The organism is Acinetobacter sp. V116_7 (genome assembly GCF_056735735.1).
Genome location: NZ_JBWZIF010000028.1, coordinates 497,842 through 516,580 on the forward strand (window position 1 = coordinate 497,842; position 18,739 = coordinate 516,580).

17 protein-coding genes are annotated in these 18,739 nt (G+C 37.5%); 10 read left to right on the forward strand and 7 right to left on the reverse strand.

Going from position 1 to position 18,739, the window contains the following annotated elements; genetic code table 11:
- Window positions 1-1,206, forward strand: a complete 1,206-nt coding sequence (locus AC1PJP_RS16305) for an acyl-CoA dehydrogenase family protein (protein WP_479767703.1) — start codon at window positions 1-3, stop codon at window positions 1,204-1,206.
- A gap of 108 nt (window positions 1,207-1,314) precedes the next feature.
- On the opposite strand, the gene AC1PJP_RS16310 is transcribed toward AC1PJP_RS16305, so the two are convergent.
- A complete protein-coding gene (locus AC1PJP_RS16310) occupies window positions 1,315-2,538 on the reverse strand; it encodes an alkane 1-monooxygenase (protein WP_479767704.1) in 1,224 nt (407 codons plus the stop codon).
- Between the two features lie 189 nt (window positions 2,539-2,727).
- Between AC1PJP_RS16310 and AC1PJP_RS16315 the strand changes: the two genes are divergently transcribed.
- The gene (locus AC1PJP_RS16315; RefSeq protein WP_416684568.1) at window positions 2,728-3,672 is read left to right on the forward strand and encodes an AraC family transcriptional regulator; all 945 of its coding nucleotides are present in this window, start codon (window positions 2,728-2,730) and stop codon (window positions 3,670-3,672) included.
- Between the two features lie 49 nt (window positions 3,673-3,721).
- Here the strand turns inward: AC1PJP_RS16315 and AC1PJP_RS16320 are convergent, their stop codons facing one another.
- The 3 genes from AC1PJP_RS16320 to AC1PJP_RS16330 all read right to left on the reverse strand — a co-directional run bounded on the left by AC1PJP_RS16320 (window position 3,722) and on the right by AC1PJP_RS16330 (window position 6,615).
- Window positions 3,722-5,587, reverse strand: coding sequence for a SurA N-terminal domain-containing protein (locus AC1PJP_RS16320; RefSeq protein WP_151988016.1), 1,866 nt, complete (start codon window positions 5,585-5,587; stop codon window positions 3,722-3,724).
- Between the two features lie 131 nt (window positions 5,588-5,718).
- Window positions 5,719-5,991: an HU family DNA-binding protein gene (locus AC1PJP_RS16325; RefSeq protein ID WP_001043034.1), complete on the reverse strand. Its 273-nt coding sequence runs from the start codon at window positions 5,989-5,991 to the stop codon at window positions 5,719-5,721.
- A gap of 168 nt (window positions 5,992-6,159) precedes the next feature.
- The gene (locus AC1PJP_RS16330; RefSeq protein WP_049836542.1) at window positions 6,160-6,615 is read right to left on the reverse strand and encodes a phasin family protein; all 456 of its coding nucleotides are present in this window, start codon (window positions 6,613-6,615) and stop codon (window positions 6,160-6,162) included.
- Window positions 6,616-6,823: 208 nt separating this feature from the next.
- On the opposite strand from AC1PJP_RS16330, the gene AC1PJP_RS16335 reads away from it, so the two are divergent.
- The 8 genes from AC1PJP_RS16335 (at window position 6,824) to fdx (ending at window position 12,933) form a co-directional block, all read left to right on the forward strand.
- Window positions 6,824-7,471 carry a hypothetical protein gene (locus AC1PJP_RS16335; RefSeq protein WP_479767705.1) on the forward strand — a complete coding sequence of 216 codons (648 nt, stop codon included), beginning with the start codon at window positions 6,824-6,826 and terminating at the stop codon, window positions 7,469-7,471.
- Between the two features lie 109 nt (window positions 7,472-7,580).
- Window positions 7,581-8,054, forward strand: a complete 474-nt coding sequence (locus tag AC1PJP_RS16340) for an Rrf2 family transcriptional regulator (protein WP_004792640.1) — start codon at window positions 7,581-7,583, stop codon at window positions 8,052-8,054.
- 1 nt (window position 8,055) lies between these two features.
- Complete coding sequence (locus AC1PJP_RS16345; protein WP_005304823.1) at window positions 8,056-9,273, forward strand: IscS subfamily cysteine desulfurase; 1,218 nt, start codon at window positions 8,056-8,058, stop codon at window positions 9,271-9,273.
- Between the two features lie 67 nt (window positions 9,274-9,340).
- Window positions 9,341-9,727 (forward strand): Fe-S cluster assembly scaffold IscU, encoded by a 387-nt coding sequence (iscU, locus tag AC1PJP_RS16350; RefSeq protein ID WP_004792646.1) that lies wholly within the window; start codon window positions 9,341-9,343, stop codon window positions 9,725-9,727.
- A gap of 30 nt (window positions 9,728-9,757) precedes the next feature.
- The gene (gene iscA / locus AC1PJP_RS16355; RefSeq protein WP_004792648.1) at window positions 9,758-10,078 is read left to right on the forward strand and encodes an iron-sulfur cluster assembly protein IscA; all 321 of its coding nucleotides are present in this window, start codon (window positions 9,758-9,760) and stop codon (window positions 10,076-10,078) included.
- A gap of 82 nt (window positions 10,079-10,160) precedes the next feature.
- On the forward strand, window positions 10,161-10,679 hold the full coding sequence (gene hscB / locus AC1PJP_RS16360; RefSeq protein WP_005304822.1) for a Fe-S protein assembly co-chaperone HscB: 519 nt from the start codon (window positions 10,161-10,163) through the stop codon (window positions 10,677-10,679).
- Between the two features lie 38 nt (window positions 10,680-10,717).
- Window positions 10,718-12,577 (forward strand): Fe-S protein assembly chaperone HscA, encoded by a 1,860-nt coding sequence (gene hscA, locus AC1PJP_RS16365; RefSeq protein WP_479767707.1) that lies wholly within the window; start codon window positions 10,718-10,720, stop codon window positions 12,575-12,577.
- Between the two features lie 17 nt (window positions 12,578-12,594).
- On the forward strand, window positions 12,595-12,933 hold the full coding sequence (fdx, locus tag AC1PJP_RS16370) for an ISC system 2Fe-2S type ferredoxin (protein ID WP_004792653.1): 339 nt from the start codon (window positions 12,595-12,597) through the stop codon (window positions 12,931-12,933).
- A gap of 52 nt (window positions 12,934-12,985) precedes the next feature.
- Here fdx and AC1PJP_RS16375 read toward each other — a convergent pair whose 3' ends face one another.
- From AC1PJP_RS16375 to mfd, 3 genes are all read right to left on the reverse strand, one after another.
- Window positions 12,986-14,452 carry an adenylate/guanylate cyclase domain-containing protein gene (locus AC1PJP_RS16375; protein WP_023274248.1) on the reverse strand — a complete coding sequence of 489 codons (1,467 nt, stop codon included), beginning with the start codon at window positions 14,450-14,452 and terminating at the stop codon, window positions 12,986-12,988.
- Between the two features lie 56 nt (window positions 14,453-14,508).
- Entirely contained in the window at window positions 14,509-14,943 is a 435-nt protein-coding gene (locus tag AC1PJP_RS16380) for an HIT domain-containing protein (RefSeq protein WP_479767709.1), read from the reverse strand.
- Between the two features lie 201 nt (window positions 14,944-15,144).
- Window positions 15,145-18,606, reverse strand: a complete 3,462-nt coding sequence (gene mfd, locus AC1PJP_RS16385; protein WP_479767711.1) for a transcription-repair coupling factor — start codon at window positions 18,604-18,606, stop codon at window positions 15,145-15,147.
- Window positions 18,607-18,739: the final 133 nt, after the last annotated feature.

Genomic DNA, 18,739 nt, shown 5'->3' on the forward strand with positions numbered 1-18,739 from the left:
ATGAATTTACAAAATCCTAAAAAATTCAAGATGATGATTGATCAGGCACACGATGTTGCGATCAATGTTTTACGCCCTATTTCTCGTAAATATGATAAGGCTGAGCATGCTTATCCCAAAGAGCTGGATATGCTCGCTTCACTCATTGATGGTATGAATGAAGGTGGCGAAGGTATTAATGCTGGAGCTGCAGGTGCTGGAAAGCGTGGTGATACAGAAAGTGAAGGTGTTCGTAACGGAACCAACATGTCGACCGCTCTTGGAATTATTGAGATGTGTTATGGCGATACAGGCTTATTGCTGAGTATGCCACGTCAGGGGCTTGGGAACTCAGCAATTGCTGCTGTGGCAAATGATGAACAGTTAGAACGGTTTAACGGAACATGGGCAGCAATGGCCATTACTGAGCCAGGATGCGGCTCTGACTCTGCTGCGATCCGCACCACTGCAACCAAAGATGGCAATGACTATATTTTAAATGGTGAAAAGATTTTTGTGACCTCTGGCGAACGTGCAGATTCTGTCGTCGTTTGGGCCACGCTTGATCGCAAACTTGGACGTGCAGCTATTAAGTCATTTGTGGTACCCAAAGGTACACCGGGAATGAAAGTTGAACGTCTCGAACATAAATTAGGAATTAAAGCTTCAGATACAGCAGTGATTAGTTTTATTGATTGCCGTGTGCCAGCCGAAAACCTTTTAGGTAATGCCGAAGTAGACGTCGCTAAAGGTTTTGCTGGAGTAATGGAAACTTTTGACAATACTCGCCCCTTAGTTGCAGCAATGGCAATCGGTTGTGCTAAAGCTTCACTAGAACGTATTAAAGAGATTTTTAAAGATCAACTCGATCCTAATTACTCTACGCCCTACCTACATGCTTCTAACTTTGCAGCTCAAATCTACCGTATGGAAGCTGAGTGGGAAGCTGCTCGCCTCCTCATGTTAAAAGCAACGTGGATGGCAGATAACAAAAAACCAAACTCTAAAGAAGCTTCTATTGCAAAAGCAAAAGCAGGTCGTGTGGGTAATGAGATCACTTTAAAATGTGTCGAATTGGCAGCAAGTGTGGGCTATAACGAAGATGAGTTACTTGAAAAATGGGCACGTGATTCGAAAATTCTCGATATCTTTGAAGGTACTCAGCAAATCCAGCAATTAATCATTGCCCGCCGAGAACTGGGTAAATCTTCTAGCGAACTAAAATAATAATTAAGGGAAATTTTCCCTTCTTTTATTAGCTGTTTATGTAAAAACTTAAAAGCCCTCTAGCGATTAAACTAGAGGGCTTCGTATTTCAGGAATTTACATTTTTATTTATTCGGTAGTTGTACTGTCTAACGCTTTATCAACTACACCAAATTTCTTAAAGATTTTTGCACGTCGTTTTGACGAAATATTTGCTTTGTTTAAATCACCTTTATAATGATCAAAAACACGCTTATCCATTATTTTAAACCACAATGAAGGGATTAATGCTGGTAGTAACATACTTGCATAACCGCTTGGTAGCTCAGGTGCCTCGTCAAAATGACGCAATGCTTGGAATGGACGAGTCGGATAAGCATGATGGTCTGAATGACGCTGCAATTGGTACAAGAATAAGTTTGTTACAACGTTATTATTGTTCCAGCTATGCTCTGGCATTGTACGTTCATATTGACCATTTTCTTTTTTCTGACGTAATAAACCATAATGCTCAATATAGTTAATAATTTCAAAAAGACTAATGCCATAAAATGCTTGTGTTGCTAAATATGGAATTGTACGTTTACCAAAGATTCCAACCATAGAACCATGAAAAGCAGCAGTCATTCCCCAGCCTTGTAATAGTTCATTATCTGAAGACCAGAATTCTTTACCTTTACGTTTTAAACGATTTTTTTCAATTTCTATTGCAGACTTAAAAGAACCAATAACAGTACGTGGCCAAAACTCATAGAATGTTTCACCCATACGTGATGAAGCTGGATCTTCTGGTGTTGCTGCACGCTTATGATGACCATAAGGATGCTCAATACGGAAATGATTATAGCCTGTTGGAACTAAAGCAAGATGAGACAGAATATGGTCTATACGATCATGCTTATGACTTAACTCATGGGCTGTATTAATCGCAATACCATTGATTGCACCCATTGAGATACCAAGTAAAATCTTATCAATAAAAGATGTTGTTTTACGACTTGTTAAATAACATGCATAAACATTCGCAGCATACTGTAGAGGGATAAAGCTCTTCACAAGACGTGAGTAATAGGGATCTTTTTCTAAAAGCTTAATTTCTTCATCTGTCGGATTTCGAGCATCTTTCCCAATAATAGTATCAATTACAGGAATCACAACATGTAATAAAAGTGGGCCACCTAATGCGAAGACTTTTTTCAAAGGGCGTGGACCAAACTGATAACCAGCTAAAATAGCTAAACCGATAGCAGGTAAAGCAGGACTAATCATCCATAAAAAGCGTTTGCGATCTATTTCACGCATAGACGCAGGCACTGGCATAAGTTCTTGCTGAACATTTACTGGTGCATTCATAGCTATATTTCCTTTTTCTATATGTCTATATAGTTAAAGAAATAGTGTTTAGTTAACAGTAGTAACCGTCCAAAAAACCTATGTTAAAGTCTTTGGCATTTTCTTCCACTTTTCTGTCCTAAAAACACATGTTGATCTATTCTTATAGCTCACTATAATTTTATTAAAATAATGATTGATCATTTAAATATGGATGCACTAAGTAAATTTTTTGATGATATTCACCTAAATAAGTCTGAATACATCTATTTAAAAGCGCAAGGAGAATGGGCTTTTAAAACACAAGATCAATCTGCTTTACTTGCTTATATTGTTTTAACTGGTTCTGTATATATTCAACTTAACACTTCAGAAAAAATAACTGCGACTGCTGGCGATATTATTTTAATTCCTTCAGGGAAAGCACATAGTGCGACTGACTCAAAATCAACAGCGAGTAAGTTGGTAGATTCTTTAGATATAACATCGCTTTTTAATGGTCATAGACAAGATGCCATCGAATTTGGTACTTCATCTCCAGATAATACATTATTGCTATCTTTACGCTGTCAAATCGATACCCATATGGCTGGGCCACTCATTAATGCCCTGCCGTCCATCATGCATATTCAGCATGAAAATCAAACTACCCCACCTGAATGGCTACAAATTGGACTTTATTTTCTAGCAATCGAAACTCAAAAAATTAGGCCAGGTCACGACAAAATTATTGATCACTTAGTCAGTATTTTGCTCATCGAATGCATTCGTGATCATATTCAACGGATGACAGATCAACAAAACTGGTTAAGTGCCTTAACTCATCCAGAACTGAGCAATGCGCTATCTGCTATTCATAGCCAGCCAGAAGTCACATGGACAGTTGAATCTTTAGCTGAACAATGTTGTATGTCACGTTCTAAATTTGCAAATTTGTTTAGTAGTATTATTGGCGAGCCACCTCTAACTTATTTACAGCATTACCGTTTCCGTTTAGCCAGTCAGTATTTACGCACAAGTAATTTATCAATTCAGCAAATATCAAATAAGGTTGGCTATTCATCCGAAACAGCATTTAGTCAGGCATTTAAACGAATTTTTGATTTATCTCCTAAACAATATAGACAGCAATATATTGGACACAGCTTAGATTAACTACCAATAAAAAAAAGCGCCGAGGCGCTTTTTTTATTGAATCAAATTATTATTTAATTTTTGCATGTGATTTTAAATATTGACTGTAATCTTCTAATATTTGTTGACCACGTGACTGACGATAAAGTTGCTTTAACTGCTGCAACTGATCAGCAGGAATAGCATTCGCAGCAGATGAATTTACATTTGAAACTGCAACAACAACTAGCTCATTTGGTAAATTTGCAGTTGTAACAGACCACATACCTGGCTTAGGTGTAGCTGCACTAAATGCCGCGCGCTCAATTTCACGCTTTAATCCTTGTGAACGACTAAATACGCCAGCCGATTCAAATGCTACTTTATTTTTAGCAACTACTTGATCTGCTGGTTGAGTTTTAAATTCAGCTAGCATTGTAGCAATTTTAGCTTGAACAGCTTTACGCGCTTTTTCATCGATAACTTTTGCTTTTGCTTCATTCATCGCCTGTGCTAAAGGTTTTACACCAGCAGCATGATAATCACGTACTTTAACCCATACCGTATCACCATTCGCTAACTGAATATTAGATGATGCATTACGGTCACCATTTTTCACGTCATCATTAAACAATTTAATTTTAACGTTTGGATCACTTAAATATGGATTTTGTGTAGCTAAAGTTACGCCATTTAATGATTCAACTTTTGTACCTTTTACTTCTTGTACAACAGCTTCTAAAGAATCATTACCAACAATCGTTTCATTTAAACTGTTTACGGTATCTGAATAAACAGTTGCAACTTTATTCTTTTCAACCTCAGCAGTTAAACGCGCCTTCTCTGCTTCGAATGAAGGGATTTGACTAGCTTGAGTTTCTGCCTCAATAATATGATAACCATATTGAGTTTTTACTGGTTGAGAAATCTGTCCATTTTTCAAGCTCACTACAGTTTTATCAAATGCATCGGAAAAAACACCTGGTGCATACGCTTCAACTAAACCACCTTTTGCTTTCGAACTTGGATCTTCAGAGAACTGAGATGCAGCTTGTGCAAATGTCAGACCGCCTTGAATTTTCGCATATACTTCTTTAGCAAGTTTTTGAGCTGCGGCATCATCACGAGCATCTGTAGTAATTAAAATATGCTTCACAGTACGTTTAGCATCTTTTTTCTGAGTTTCAACAAACTTGCTATACGCTTGTTGCAGTTCAGCTTCAGTTGCAGGAGCTGGTTTAGCCATTAGTGATGGCGACACAACCACATAATCCACATCAACAGAAGATTGTTGTTTAAACTCATTTTGGTGTTTGTTGTAATAATCTGTAGCTTCTTGATTAGAGGCAGTTAAACCAGTTTTATAACCATCTAATTTAATACTAGCCAAATGTAATGTACGTTGTTCAGTTTGCAAATTCGCAATTTGCATTAAATCAACTTTACTTACTAAAGAGTAATCAGAAAAAGTTGACGTTAGCATTTTTAAAGCATGATCTTGACGAAGACTAGCAATTAAGCCCTGACTTGTCATACCAATAGAACGTAAGTAATTTTCATAGAGTTTTTGAGAGAACTGTCCATTCTCTTGCAAACTAGGCTGTTGAGCTAACATTTGCTCAATTTGAGTATCACTAAGTGAGATACCTAATTTTTCAGCTTGTTGAATTAGTAAATTACGCGACACTAAAATATCGAGTGCCTTAGCCTGAATAACAGGCAAATTAAGTAAACTCTCATCGCCTTTAACAGCAGCTAAATATTGTTCTTTGTAAGACTGAGTTAAAGTTTCAAGGTCTTTTTTAGATATTTCTTGGCCATTTACTGTTTTTGCAACATCAGCCTTGTTTCCCCTATTAAAATATCCTTCAATACCTACAAGTGCTAAAGGGGTCAAAAACAAAATTAGAAGGACTTTGCCGAGCCAACCCTTAATGACTGTACGAAACGATTCCATAAGTATTCCAATATTTTATTTCGAGGAGAATTTTAACTGAAAAACCACAATCAATGAATGAGCAATATTGGTCAATTCAGATTTTTAATAAAAAACGCGCCTATATTGGCGCGTTTAATCATCTTAAAAGATTAAGCTACTGAATCTTTAAGACCTTTACCAGCTTTGAAGCTAGGTACTTTTGTTGCTTTAATTTGAAGCTCTTCACCAGTTTTAGGGTTACGACCAGTGCGTGCAGCACGTTCTTTAACACTGAAAGTACCAAAACCAACTAAAGTTACTGTGTCACCTTTTTTAAGTGCTTCAGTAATTGACGCAATTGTCGCATCGAGTGCCTTGCCTGCATCAGTCTTAGATACTCCCCCTTTTTCAGCAATTGCATCGATTAATTCTGATTTATTCATGAATAAAACATCCTCTTAATATCGTTTGTTTAAGGTCCAAGGCTATAGTTTAAAAGGCCATGACGCCTTTATAGCAATGCTTTGGGGGAAAACGCAATACTAGAGCAGGGCTTTTAGCGAAAATAAATGCTAAAAAACTGTTATATATTTGCTAAATCCCAACATTTTTTACTTTTTATTCAATTTTTCTTTCAATTGCTGGTTTTCTTCTATTAAAGCATCCACCTTAATATGAAGCTGTACCAAGAGCTGTTCAATGTGCTGTAAATCCTTCGGAGTGACCAATCCAATCCGGTTTAAAGAATGGTTCACACTGGTATCAAGAATTTTCTCTACTTTATCTTTTGTTTCAGATACAGATTCTTTTGCTTTTTCTGTGACTTTGCCTACAGTGTTATCTGCTAAGTCTCCAGTTTTTGACTCTAGTTCTTCACCAACTTTGACTAAGGAATCAAAGAGTTTGTTGCCCTCTTCTTCTGCGCGTGAAAAAGCTCCTAGTCCAGCTAACCAAATTTGCTTGGTATACTTTCTAAAATCTAAAGCTGATTTTCTTGAACTTCTTGATTTTAATTTATTTTTTTCTTCTGACTCTTCTGCCTGTGTCTCTATGTTTGCATTATCCATTAATCTAAACTCCTAATCAGATGAGAGAGATGATGACTGATTTGACCACAAAATATTTCTATAATATCAAAGTAAAGACTTGATCCATTTACAAAACTGTTCTACAAAGCAATTAAGTCATGTAAATATATTTAACACGACATTGTGTTAAGTTTGGGATAGGATGTCCCATTCTTCGGTTAACTGCTATTTGTAAGGATAAACTTTTATGAGTGAAACGCAACAAAGACAAAAACATCCCCGTCTGTTGCTGAATATCGTTCTAATTATTTTAGAAACTTTCTTTTCATTTATTCTCACCCACGATGGTGTTCTTCGCTTGCAAGCGAAAAAGTTTATTTCAAACAAAATGACTATTCGTATCAATAGCTATCTACCTTTTTTTGACTTTTATGTTCAATTTACAGAAAAGGGTTTGTTGTTCGATATCCATTCTTTTGACCGACGTATTGATCTTGAAATCAATAGTACTCTTATCGACTTAATTAAGATTTTTGCTTTTTCAAACCAGCGCAGTCTTAAAAATATGCGTATCGATGGTGATGAAGAAACTAAAAAAGAGTTATTAGATTTAATTTCTCACCTTACTCTGCCTAAACTTTTAGCAGACTGGAAGCAATGGTTTAATACACCTGATGATGAAGCTGAAGCCCTTGCTTCACGCAAAAGAATTGCCCCATTACTTGAAAAAATTGATCAACAACGATCAGAAATCAATTCACTTCATGTGGAAATTAAACAATATCAAAATCGAATTACTCGCTTACAGCAGCGTCAACGAAATATTAACTTCTCCTTTGGTATAATTAGCCTGATATTTATTGTTTATTTCATATATAATTTGTGGGTTGCTTAAATTATTTTTCCATTTTGTTCCTGCACTTGAATTAAAAATAAAAAAACTTGACTATTTTAGTCGGGATTCATAAAATCCTATTATCTAGTCTTAACATGTGTATCGAATCATGCGCCTTACAACTCGCGGTCGCTACGCAGTGACTGCTCTACTTGATTTAGCTTTGCAGCCAACTGAACAAACGATCACGCTCGCCGAAATTGCAGCTCGCCAATCCATTTCAGTTGCTTATTTAGAACAGTTATTCGCAAAACTTAAGCGTCATGGGTTAGTTTCTAGTGTTCGTGGTGCAAATGGTGGTTATCATTTGGCTCGAAATGCTGATGAAATTACTGTGTTAGAAATTATTGAAGCTGTAAATGAAACTGTTGATGCAACTCGTTGCGACCATAAAGGTAACTGCCAAAATGGTGCAATGTGTCTCACACACGATTTATGGCAAGAACTCTCTCATCATATTGCCGACTATTTAGCAAAAATCTCTCTTGCCGACCTCATTAGCCGAGACAACGTTCAAACTGTTGCATTACGCCAAAATGTGACTGGCATAGATTCAGCTCTTTTATCGGGTACAGGTATTTGATATGAAACGTCCAATTTATCTTGATTACGCAGCAACCACTCCAGTAGATCCGCAAGTTGCAGAACGTATGATGGAGTGTTTAACTTTCGACGGTACCTTTGGTAATGCTGCATCTCGTTCCCACGCTTATGGCTGGCAGGCAGAAGAGAAAGTTGAATATGCACGTGAGCAAGTTGCAAATTTAATTAAAGCTGATCCACGTGAAATCGTTTGGACTTCTGGTGCAACTGAATCAGATAACCTTGCTCTAAAAGGTGTAGCACAATTTTATGCATCTAAAGGCAAGCATATCATTACAAGTAAAATTGAACACAAAGCTGTTCTAGATCCTTGTCGTGAATTAGAAGACCAAGGTTTTGAAATTACTTATTTAGAACCAGAACCACAAACTGGTTTAATTACACCTGAAATGGTAAAAGCTGCCCTTCGTCCTGATACTGTTCTTGTTTCTCTTATGATGGTAAACAACGAAATCGGTACAGTTACAGATGTAGCAGCAATTGGTGAATTAACACGTGCCAATAAAACCTTCTTTCATGTAGATGCTGCTCAAGCTGCTGGTAAAGTTGAAATTGACCTATCTACTATGAAAATTGACCTAATGAGTTTCTCAGCTCATAAAATTTATGGTCCAAAAGGTATCGGTGCATTATATGTACGTCGTAGTCCACGTGTTCGTTTAAAAGCACAAATTCATGGCGGTGGTCATGAGCGTGGTATGCGTTCTGGTACTTTAGCTACCCATCAAATTGTAGGTATGGGTGAAGCTTTTGAAATTGCTGGCAAAAGAATGCAAGCAGAACAAGAGCGTATTCGCAAGCTTCGCGACAAGCTTTGGAATGGTTTACAAGATCTTGAACAAGTTTTCTTAAATGGCCATCCAACTCAAAACGTTGCTAACTATTTAAATGTCAGCTTTAACTTTGTTGAAGGTGAATCTTTAATGATGTCGCTCAAAGATGCTGCAGTATCAAGTGGTTCTGCTTGTACTTCTGCAACTTTAGAGCCTTCATACGTTCTTCGCGCATTAGGTTTATCTGATGAGCTAGCACACAGCTCTATCCGCTTCAGTTTTGGTAAATACACAACTGAAGAAGATATTGACCATGTGCTTACAATTACCAAAGCCGCTGTTGAGAAATTACGTGAACTTTCTCCGCTTTGGGATATGTACAAAGAAGGTATCGATCTTTCTACAGTTGAATGGGCTGAACACTAATTCATTGAAATTAGTGTTTTTACCCTCATATTAATATTAGGCTGACCCCGAGGTTTGGAGAAGCGAAATGGCTTATAGCGAAAAGGTAATTGATCATTACGAAAACCCTCGTAATGTTGGTGTTTTAGACAAAAACTCTGAAAATGTAGGTACAGGCATGGTGGGTGCACCAGCATGTGGCGACGTGATGCGTTTACAAATTCAAGTAAACGATAGCGGTGTGATTGAAGAAGCACGCTTTAAAACTTATGGCTGTGGTTCAGCAATTGCTTCTAGCTCACTTGTAACTGAGTGGTTAAAAGGTAAAACTCTTGATGAAGCTCAAGCAATCAAGAATATTGATATCGCAACCGAGCTTGCTCTTCCACCAGTAAAAGTTCACTGCTCTGTACTAGCTGAAGATGCGATTAAAGCTGCGATTGAAGATTACCGCACTAAAAAATCAAAAGCTTAATTTGTTATTACTGTAAAAGTTGGAGTTTTCATGATTCATTTAACTGAAAATGCTGCGACTCATATTAGCAATTACCTCAAAAACCGAGGTAAGGGTGAAGGCATTCGCGTGGGTGTGAAAACTTCTGGCTGTTCTGGGTTGGCTTACGTTCTTGAATTTGTTGATTCTGTCGATGAACATGACGAAGTTTTCGAACAATTTGGCGTTAAGGTATTTGTAGATCCAAAAAGTCATGTCTATTTAGAAGGCTTAGAAATGGACTACGTCAAAAATGGCCTTAATGAAGGGTTCGAATTTAACAACCCCAATAAAAAAGGCGAATGTGGTTGTGGTGAGTCTTTCACTGTATAACCCTTCTCCTTCCATCTCTCATTAAAACAGTGTCTTTTTAGCACTGTTTTAATGTATTTAATTAACGTGGACCTCCTTTCTAATGAATCATTTTGAGTTGTTCAATTTACCCGTAGAACTCGATATCGATTTGGCGAGCTTAAAATCTAGTTTCTTGAATTTGCAGCAGCAATATCATCCAGATAAAGCAGAAGATAAAAATCAGGCATTGATCAAATCAAGTGAAATCAATCAAGCTTTTAAAACATTATCGCAAGTAGATAGCCGCGCAGCTTATCTTTTAGCATTAAAAAAGCAAGATCATCACCTTGATCAATCTATTAGTGATTTTGAGTTCTTACAATCAGCTTTGGAACTTCGTGAGCAACTGGATGAAGCAACCTCCCCAGAACATCTAAGCACTCTTAAACAAGAAGTGTTTCAATGGATAGAAAGTTTAGTTCGCGAATTTAAAATTGATTACTCAGATGAAGACTGGGGTGAAGCTCGCGATACTGTACGTAAATTACGGTTCTTTCAGCGCGTTCTTAATGATATTGAAAAAGCAGAAGATCAAATGTTGGATGACGAAGACAACTTTGATTTAGACGACGATTTTTAATTTTGCTTTTTCCAATTTATATTCAAGGGATTTAACTCATGGCACTTTTGCAAATTGCTGAACCGGGTCAATCCAGTGCCCCACACCAACACCGCATTGCGATTGGTATCGACCTAGGAACAACACACTCCTTAGTTGCGACAGTGTTATCAGGCAAGCCTAAAGTACTCAATGATGAAAAAGAAAGAAGACTCCTTCCTTCTATTGTGCACTATGGAAACGATGCAACTCACTACGGTGAAGAAGCAAAGCCTTTCCTTATTGCCGACCCGAAAAATACAATTGTCTCTGTAAAACGCTTTATGGGTCGTTCAAAAGCGGATATCAAATTTCAGCATCCATATGAATTAATGGGTTCTGAAAATGAGATGCCAGCTTTTGAAACACGTGCTGGTCGTAAAACCCCTGTTGAAATTTCTGCAGAAATTTTAAAACAATTAAAAGATCGTGCTGAAACTAGCCTACAAAATCCAGTAAATGGTGCAGTTATTACTGTTCCTGCCTATTTTGATGAAGCTCAGCGACAAGCAACTCGTGATGCAGCACAACTTGCTGGTTTGAATGTACTACGTTTATTAAATGAGCCAACTGCTGCTGCTGTGGCTTATGGTTTAGACCAAGAAACTAATTTAGCTACAGATCATAACTACGTAATTTATGATTTAGGTGGTGGTACTTTTGACGTATCAATTTTGCGTTTCTCACAAGGTGTCTTTGAAGTATTAGCTACAGGTGGCCACACTGCTCTAGGTGGTGACGATTTAGACCGTCTCATTGTTAAATGGGCTAAAAAGCAGTTAGATATTGATACTTTGAGCGATGAAGCATATGCAGTATTTATGGTTGCTGCTCGTCAAGCTAAAGAACAATTATCTACTCAAGAATTAGTTCAGTTAAAATTACTTGAAAATGTATTAACACTGGACCGTCCAACTTTTGAAAGTATTATTCAAGTTGCTTTAGATAAAACAATCAGTGTTTGTAAGCGTGTTTTACGTGATGCAAAACTTGAATTATCAGATATTCAAAATGTTGTTTTAGTGGGTGGCTCTACGCGTTCGTATGCTGTTCAACAAGCGGTTCGTAATGTATTTAATCAAGAACCTCTTTGCACGATCAACCCTGATGAAGTGGTTGCAATTGGTGCTTCGATTACTGCCAACCAATTAATTGGAAACAGTCAAGACGGTTCATTACTTTTAGACGTAACTCCTCTTTCACTTGGTCTAGAAACTATGGGTGGACTAGTAGAGCGCCTTATTTCACGTAATACTGCTATTCCTGTTGCTCGTCGTCAAGAATTCACAACTTATCAAGATGGCCAAACCGCCATGCTTATTCATGTGGTTCAAGGTGAACGAGATTTGGTAGAACATTGTCGTTCATTAGGAAAATTTGTCCTTCACGGCATTCCACCAATGACTGCTGGTCAAGCACGTATTGAAGTTACCTTTCAGGTAGATGCAGATGGTCTACTTACTGTTTCAGCTCATGAAACAACTTCTGGTGTACAGGCTCAAATTGATATTAAACCATCTTATGGCTTATCAGAATCTGACACTGAGCGCTTATTAATTGAAGGTTTCCAACATGCGGAAGAAGATAAAAATCTACGCCATTTAAAAGAAACCAAAGTTGAAGCCCAACGTGAACTTGAAGCATTAGAACAAGCTCTCAAAGTTGATGCTGATTTGCTTAATGATGAGCAGCTTGAAGCACTTAAAACTGCTGAAAATTTGCTAAAAGTTCAGCTTGAAGGCAATGATATTCAAGCAATTGAAAAAGCTGTAGAACAACTTAAAGTACATAGTGATGCTTTTGCCGCACTACGTATGAATCGACATATTGACCACGCCTTAAAAGGTACAAAACTTGAAGATTGGTCAAATTCAAACTAAAGGTATAGGTGATCAATATGCCCCGTATTAAAGTACTTCCTCATGCTCAGTTCTGTCCTGAAGGTGCAGAATTTGAAGTTGAACAAAATGCAAATCTTTGTCAAAGTTTGCTTGATCGAGGAATTAAAATTGAACACGCTTGTGACATGTCGTGTGCATGTACAACTTGTCACGTAGTCGTTCGCAAGGGTTTTGACAGCCTAGAAGAAATGGATGATGTTGAAGCAGATCTTTTAGATCGTGCTTGGGGTCTTGAACCAGATTCTCGTCTCTCTTGCCAAGTGAAGATTGTTGATGAAGATTTAGAAATTGAGATTCCTAAATATACAATCAATCACGCATCCGAAAGCCATTAAAATAAAAAAGCTGCTTTTAAAAGCAGCTTTTTTTTACTTCACATTTTAAGCTTTAAACCTGATCTTGTTGATCAATTTCAATAGGCTTAACTTCATCTTCAAGTCTCAAACGTGCAATACCTTGAGTATTAATTAAAGTTTGTTGAACTTTAAGTCGTTGAATCATTTTCTCAAGCACTTCTACTAATTCAGGGTACTCATAGTTTTGTACTTCTTCTAAATTAAGGACTAAATGGAAGCCTTTATATTCATAGTCGAACCATTGCTGATGATCTGACTTATTCCCTGTGTATTTCTCCATTACTTGCCAAGTCTTCACAGCACCTTGAATCCCTTTTAAGTAAATTGGTGTTTTTGGAGCACAAAGAAAATCACTTTTGATTAATTGATAAGTATCATCTGAAATTAAAATTTCATCTATTTCAGCAGCATATTGTAAACGAGCTGCTAAATTCACATCACGACCTACAATAGTATAAGCCATACGATGTGTTGCCCCATAGTTCCCTACGTGGCAGTAACCAGTACTAATTCCCATGCGAATATGTAAGGCTGAGTAGCCCATTTTTTTCCAACGCTCACGCAGCAATTTCATTTGCTGACGCATAGCGATTGCCATTTCCACACAGGCTTTTGCATCTTGCTCTACACCCTGAGAATTCGGATCACCAAAAAATATGAGGATGGCATCCCCCATAAATTTGTCGACGGTAGCTTCATACTGCTTGGCAATTTCTGTCATATGGCTTAAATAGTCATTAAGCAAAAATGCCAAATCATCAGGAATTAAAGTTTCTGATAATTCTGTAAAACCCTGAATATCAGAAAAAAATACAGTCATTTTTTTTCGTTTATATTCAATTTTTGCTTCTGCCTCACCGCGCATGATAGATTGCCACAACTGTAGTGGTGCATATCGGCTTAACTGATTAGCAAAAGCAATATAGCGGGTCATTTGGTCATAGTAATGTTGACGCTGCTGACTGATTTTTTTAACCCAACGATGTTGGTAGTAATTTCCAATGGTAATAAACATGACCAAACCCAAGAGTGTAATTACAGTTAACTCTTGGCTAGTAGGTTCAAAATATGTATAAAAACCAAATAGGAAAAAAGTACTTAAATAAAAAATAATCGCGCCTAGCAGGCTCGTCAAACAAATAACTGCGAAAGAAATACGACTATTAATTGCAGAATAAAATAATGCAAATACCGCAATAAATGTAGGGACTAAATTGAGATGCAGCCCTGCCAAGGTAACCGCTACAACAATTGCATCAATTGCAAAAAAGACACTTTTTTGAGTTTTCTTATCGAATTGGTATTGAAGCCAATGTTCTAACTTCGAACTAATAAAAAGTAAAAAGAGAAAAAAAGGAGGAACGTAGATCTGATAATTTGTATTAGGTGAGGTAAAAGCATAGATCACTAAAATTAAGGACAGAATTGAATATCCCATCAAACGATGAAAATATGCAAACTGCTTAGGCTCTCTATCGATAAACCTCTCTAATTGCACCCTGTCCTCCATACCTCAATGTAGCCACATTCGTATAAATGTGGCATTGCATTGATTTAATCCATGCGCCAATCAAAAGGCATATCACCTTGACCACGTAAAGCAAGCATAAGGGTTTGACGCATATGAGCCAGTACATCATTCGTGTATGAAACTGCAGGTGTTCCCCAAACTGGCTTAGGCCATGCAACATCATTTTGATAACGTACAACATGATGGAAATGCAACTGAGGTACCATGTTACCTAAAGCTGCAACATTCATTTTATCAGCACGGAATACTCGAGCTAGCTGGCTAGATAACCAACTTGATTCACGTAAAAACTGTTCTTGATCAGCTTGGCTCAATTCATATAATTCTGTGATTCCCGGTACACGAGGGATTAAAATCAACCACGGGAATTGCATATCATTCATTAAACGACATGTTGAAAGCGGAAAATCGCCGACAAAAAAAGTATCTTGAGCAAGTTGTGGATGCAAACTAAACATATCTTTTATAAATGACAATAAACAATAATGGCTAATACTATCACATCAGTTTTGATGTGAGTATTGCTAGTGGCTGGTTTGATTACAAATAACAATGATTTTATGCACTTATTCCTCCTATGATCCGAGAAATCGTGCATAAAATTCTGATATCAGCTTTTAAAAAATTTGTATGGGATTAAAATCACTTTGAAACATTATTTAAGCATGTAATTCATTTAATAATTTAGCTAATAAATCATTAATAAATTGAATGCGCTTTTCCTGTTCTTCTAACTGAACCATAACTTTTAAACGCTGTCCGCCCTCCATACGATAATAGGTCGGATGCTTTTGCATCAGCTGAATAATGCTAATCGCTTGAACAGGTGTATCAGGTGAAAATTCAATATTACCACCTTGAGTATTAATATCGATTTTTGTGATACCCAGTTGCTCTGCTTTCAAGCGGATCTGATGGACAGTAAACAAATGTTTAACCGATTGCGGAGGAACCCCAAAACGATCAATGAGTTCCATACGGATATTATCGAGTTTTTCTTGTGTATCTGTATTACTAATACGCTTATAGAATAATAAACGCTGATGCACATCTCCTAAATACTCATCTGGAATGAGTGCCGGAATATGTAAATTAATTTCCGCAGTCAGCGATAAAGGTGCATCAAAATTCGGTGTTTTTCCTTGCTGAATCGCCTTAGTGGCTTTTTCGAGCATTTCCATATACAAACTATATCCGATTGCCTGCATTGAACCGCTTTGTTGTTCACCTAAAAGCTCACCAGCACCGCGAATTTCTAAATCCTCTGTAGCTAACATAAAGCCAGCACCGAGTGTAGAGGCACGTTGGATTGCATCCAAACGTTTTTCTGCATCACCTTTCAAGTGCTTTATAGAAGGAACTAACAAATAAGCATACGCTTGGTGATGTGAACGCCCTACACGTCCACGTAATTGATGTAATTGAGCCAAACCGAGTTTGTCAGCCCTTTCTATCAAAATTGTGTTGGCATTTGGAACATCAATTCCGGTTTCAATAATGGTTGAACATACCAATACATTAAACTCTTTGTGATAGAACTGCTGCATCACTTGTTCGAGCTCTCTTTCTCGCATTTGTCCATGAGCAACGGCCACACGAGCTTCAGGTACAAGAACGCGGATGTTTTCAGCAGCTCTTTCAATCGTATCGACTTCATTATGTAAGAAATATACTTGGCCACCACGTAATAGCTCACGCAAAATCGCTTCTTTAACAGAGGCTTCTGTATGCTCTTGCACAAAGGTTTTAACAGCTAATCGACGGGCTGGCGGTGTAGCAATGATAGATAGATCACGCATTCCCGAAAAAGCCATATTTAAAGTTCTTGGAATAGGCGTTGCTGTAAGCGTCAACATGTCTACATCTGCTCGTAATGCTTTGATACGCTCTTTATCACGCACACCGAATCGATGTTCTTCATCGACTACCATTAGGCCCAGATCTTTAAATTGCACATTTTCTTGTAAAAGTTTATGTGTTCCCACCACAATATCAACTTTACCAGCAATTAGATCTTCAATATTTTTTGTATGGGTTTTACTTGAGCCAAAGCGTGATAGCACTTCTATACGCACAGGCCAATCAGCAAAACGATCTTTAAAAGACTCATAATGTTGTTGTGCAAGTAAAGTCGTAGGCACTAAAACAGCAACTTGCTTGCCATTTTGCACAGCAACAAACGCGGCTCGCATTGCCACTTCTGTTTTACCGAAACCTACATCACCACAAACAAGTCGATCCATAGGTCTGGCTTGTTGCATATCGTGAAGCGTCGCTTCAATAGCATTCGCCTGATCGAGTGTTTCTTCGTAGGCAAATCCACTGGCAAATTGCATATAAAGTGATTGATCGAGTTCGAAACCAAAACCAGGTTTTGACTGACGACGTGCTTGTATATGTAATAATTCGGCTGCAACATCATGAATTTGTTCTAAAGCTTTACGTTTAGCTTTACTCCACGCATCACTTCCAATTTTATGAAGTGGCGCTAGATCGGGATCGCCACCACTATAGCGACTGATCAGATGCAAATTAGTCACAGGAACATAAACTTTTGCCCCTTCAGCATAATTGAGTTGCAAGAATTCATAATCTTGCCCTTCAATTGCTAAAGTAACTAATCCTGCATAACGTCCCACACCATGATCAATATGAACAACTGGAGCATCAATACTGAGTTCAGTCAAACTGCGAATTAAGAACTCTTCAGAAACTTCTTGCTGACGTTTACGACGACGCTGAACTACCCGATGTTCATATAACTGATTTTCTGAAATAACAGTTAATTGGTCTGTTAAAAGTAAGCCACGGTCGAGCGGTGCATTTGTAATCGCAATCGCAAACTGACTCGTTTGAAATTGTTCAAAACTGTCTACACTAGGGATATCTCCCAGACTAGCACGTAAACCATCTCTTAGGCTTTCACGTCGGCCTGCACTTTCTGCAACCAATAAAACGGGATGATTGGCTTCATCAATATATTTTTTGACGACGGTAAACGGTTTTTCCTTTTTAGGATCGACTGCTAATTTTGGCGGCTGCTCAGCCTTAAGATTTAATGCTCCAGCTTTTTCTTCAACCAATTCGGCACTTACAAGCATACGAGGAAACTGGTTTAAAGCACTCAGCAAATGGTTTGGAGCAATAAATAGTTCTTCAGGAGCAAGAATTGGCTGATCTACATTATGACGTCTGTCTTCGTAACGACGGAAAACTTCTTTCCAAAAATTAGTTAAATCATTATCTACATCATTTGTTGTAATTACAATGCAATTCTTTGGTAAGTACGTTGTAAGTGTACTTTGCGATTGCATTTGTGCTTTATCAAAAAATAATGGTAAATAAAACTCAATTCCTGGTGAAGCAATTCCCTCTAAGACATCTTGATAAATCGGGTTTTTCTTAGGATTAGCAGTAGGAAAAAGTTCAGAATATCGATCTCTAAAAATTGAGCGAGCTTCTTTTAATGGGAATTCTTTTGCGGGTAAAACTGTAAAACTTTTTAAAGCTGTAGTCGTTCTTTGTGTTTCTGGATCAAAGAATTTTAATGTATCAATTTCATCATCAAACAGATCAATACGGATAGGTGCTTCTTGTCCTGAGGCAAAAATATCCATAATACTGCCACGCACAGCAAACTCACCATGATCATAAACAGTATCTACCAAATGATAACCAGCTTGTACCAAACGTAATTTCTGTTGCTCTAAATCAAATTTTTGACCTACACGAATATCAAAATGTTCACCCAAAACCCATGAATATGGCGCAACTCTTTGAGCTAAAGTACTTGCTGAAAGGAGTAATACCCCCTTCTGAGGCATATTAGATAAAATTGCGAGGCGTTCTGAAACAATATCTTGATGAGGTGACAAACGATCATACGGTAAGATTTCCCAATCAGGGAAAATTGTTGGTTTTATGCCATAAAATTCAAGTTCACTTTCTAATTGAGCTACATGCTGGTTATTTCTGGCAATCACAACAAGTAAAGACGAATGCTGAACAGCAATTTCCTTAAATAGTAATGCAGCAGATGAACCTAATAACGACCCCACCCAACGCTTTTCACCGGCCTTGAGCTGTTGTAAATTCAATTGAGAGATTTCTTGTTGAAACATGTATATGGCTTTTATCAGCTAAGAAGATATAGGCCTAATAGTAGCATGATGTTTTTAGTGAATTGAGTTATTTTTTTGAAAATCAAACTACTAGTTAGCTCTACTTTTTATATTTTTTAATCAATCAACTATG

Coding starts and splice junctions, on each gene's coding strand:
- AC1PJP_RS16305 (WP_479767703.1), top strand. CDS start 1: ATGAATTTACAAAATCCTAAAAAATTCAAGATGATGATTGATCAGGCA.
- AC1PJP_RS16310 (WP_479767704.1), bottom strand. CDS start 2,538: ATGAATGCACCAGTAAATGTTCAGCAAGAACTTATGCCAGTGCCTGCG.
- AC1PJP_RS16315 (WP_416684568.1), top strand. CDS start 2,728: ATGGATGCACTAAGTAAATTTTTTGATGATATTCACCTAAATAAGTCT.
- AC1PJP_RS16320 (WP_151988016.1), bottom strand. CDS start 5,587: ATGGAATCGTTTCGTACAGTCATTAAGGGTTGGCTCGGCAAAGTCCTT.
- AC1PJP_RS16325 (WP_001043034.1), bottom strand. CDS start 5,991: ATGAATAAATCAGAATTAATCGATGCAATTGCTGAAAAAGGGGGAGTA.
- AC1PJP_RS16330 (WP_049836542.1), bottom strand. CDS start 6,615: ATGGATAATGCAAACATAGAGACACAGGCAGAAGAGTCAGAAGAAAAA.
- AC1PJP_RS16335 (WP_479767705.1), top strand. CDS start 6,824: ATGAGTGAAACGCAACAAAGACAAAAACATCCCCGTCTGTTGCTGAAT.
- AC1PJP_RS16340 (WP_004792640.1), top strand. CDS start 7,581: ATGCGCCTTACAACTCGCGGTCGCTACGCAGTGACTGCTCTACTTGAT.
- AC1PJP_RS16345 (WP_005304823.1), top strand. CDS start 8,056: ATGAAACGTCCAATTTATCTTGATTACGCAGCAACCACTCCAGTAGAT.
- iscU (WP_004792646.1), top strand. CDS start 9,341: ATGGCTTATAGCGAAAAGGTAATTGATCATTACGAAAACCCTCGTAAT.
- iscA (WP_004792648.1), top strand. CDS start 9,758: ATGATTCATTTAACTGAAAATGCTGCGACTCATATTAGCAATTACCTC.
- hscB (WP_005304822.1), top strand. CDS start 10,161: ATGAATCATTTTGAGTTGTTCAATTTACCCGTAGAACTCGATATCGAT.
- hscA (WP_479767707.1), top strand. CDS start 10,718: ATGGCACTTTTGCAAATTGCTGAACCGGGTCAATCCAGTGCCCCACAC.
- fdx (WP_004792653.1), top strand. CDS start 12,595: ATGCCCCGTATTAAAGTACTTCCTCATGCTCAGTTCTGTCCTGAAGGT.
- AC1PJP_RS16380 (WP_479767709.1), bottom strand. CDS start 14,943: ATGTTTAGTTTGCATCCACAACTTGCTCAAGATACTTTTTTTGTCGGC.
- mfd (WP_479767711.1), bottom strand. CDS start 18,606: ATGTTTCAACAAGAAATCTCTCAATTGAATTTACAACAGCTCAAGGCC.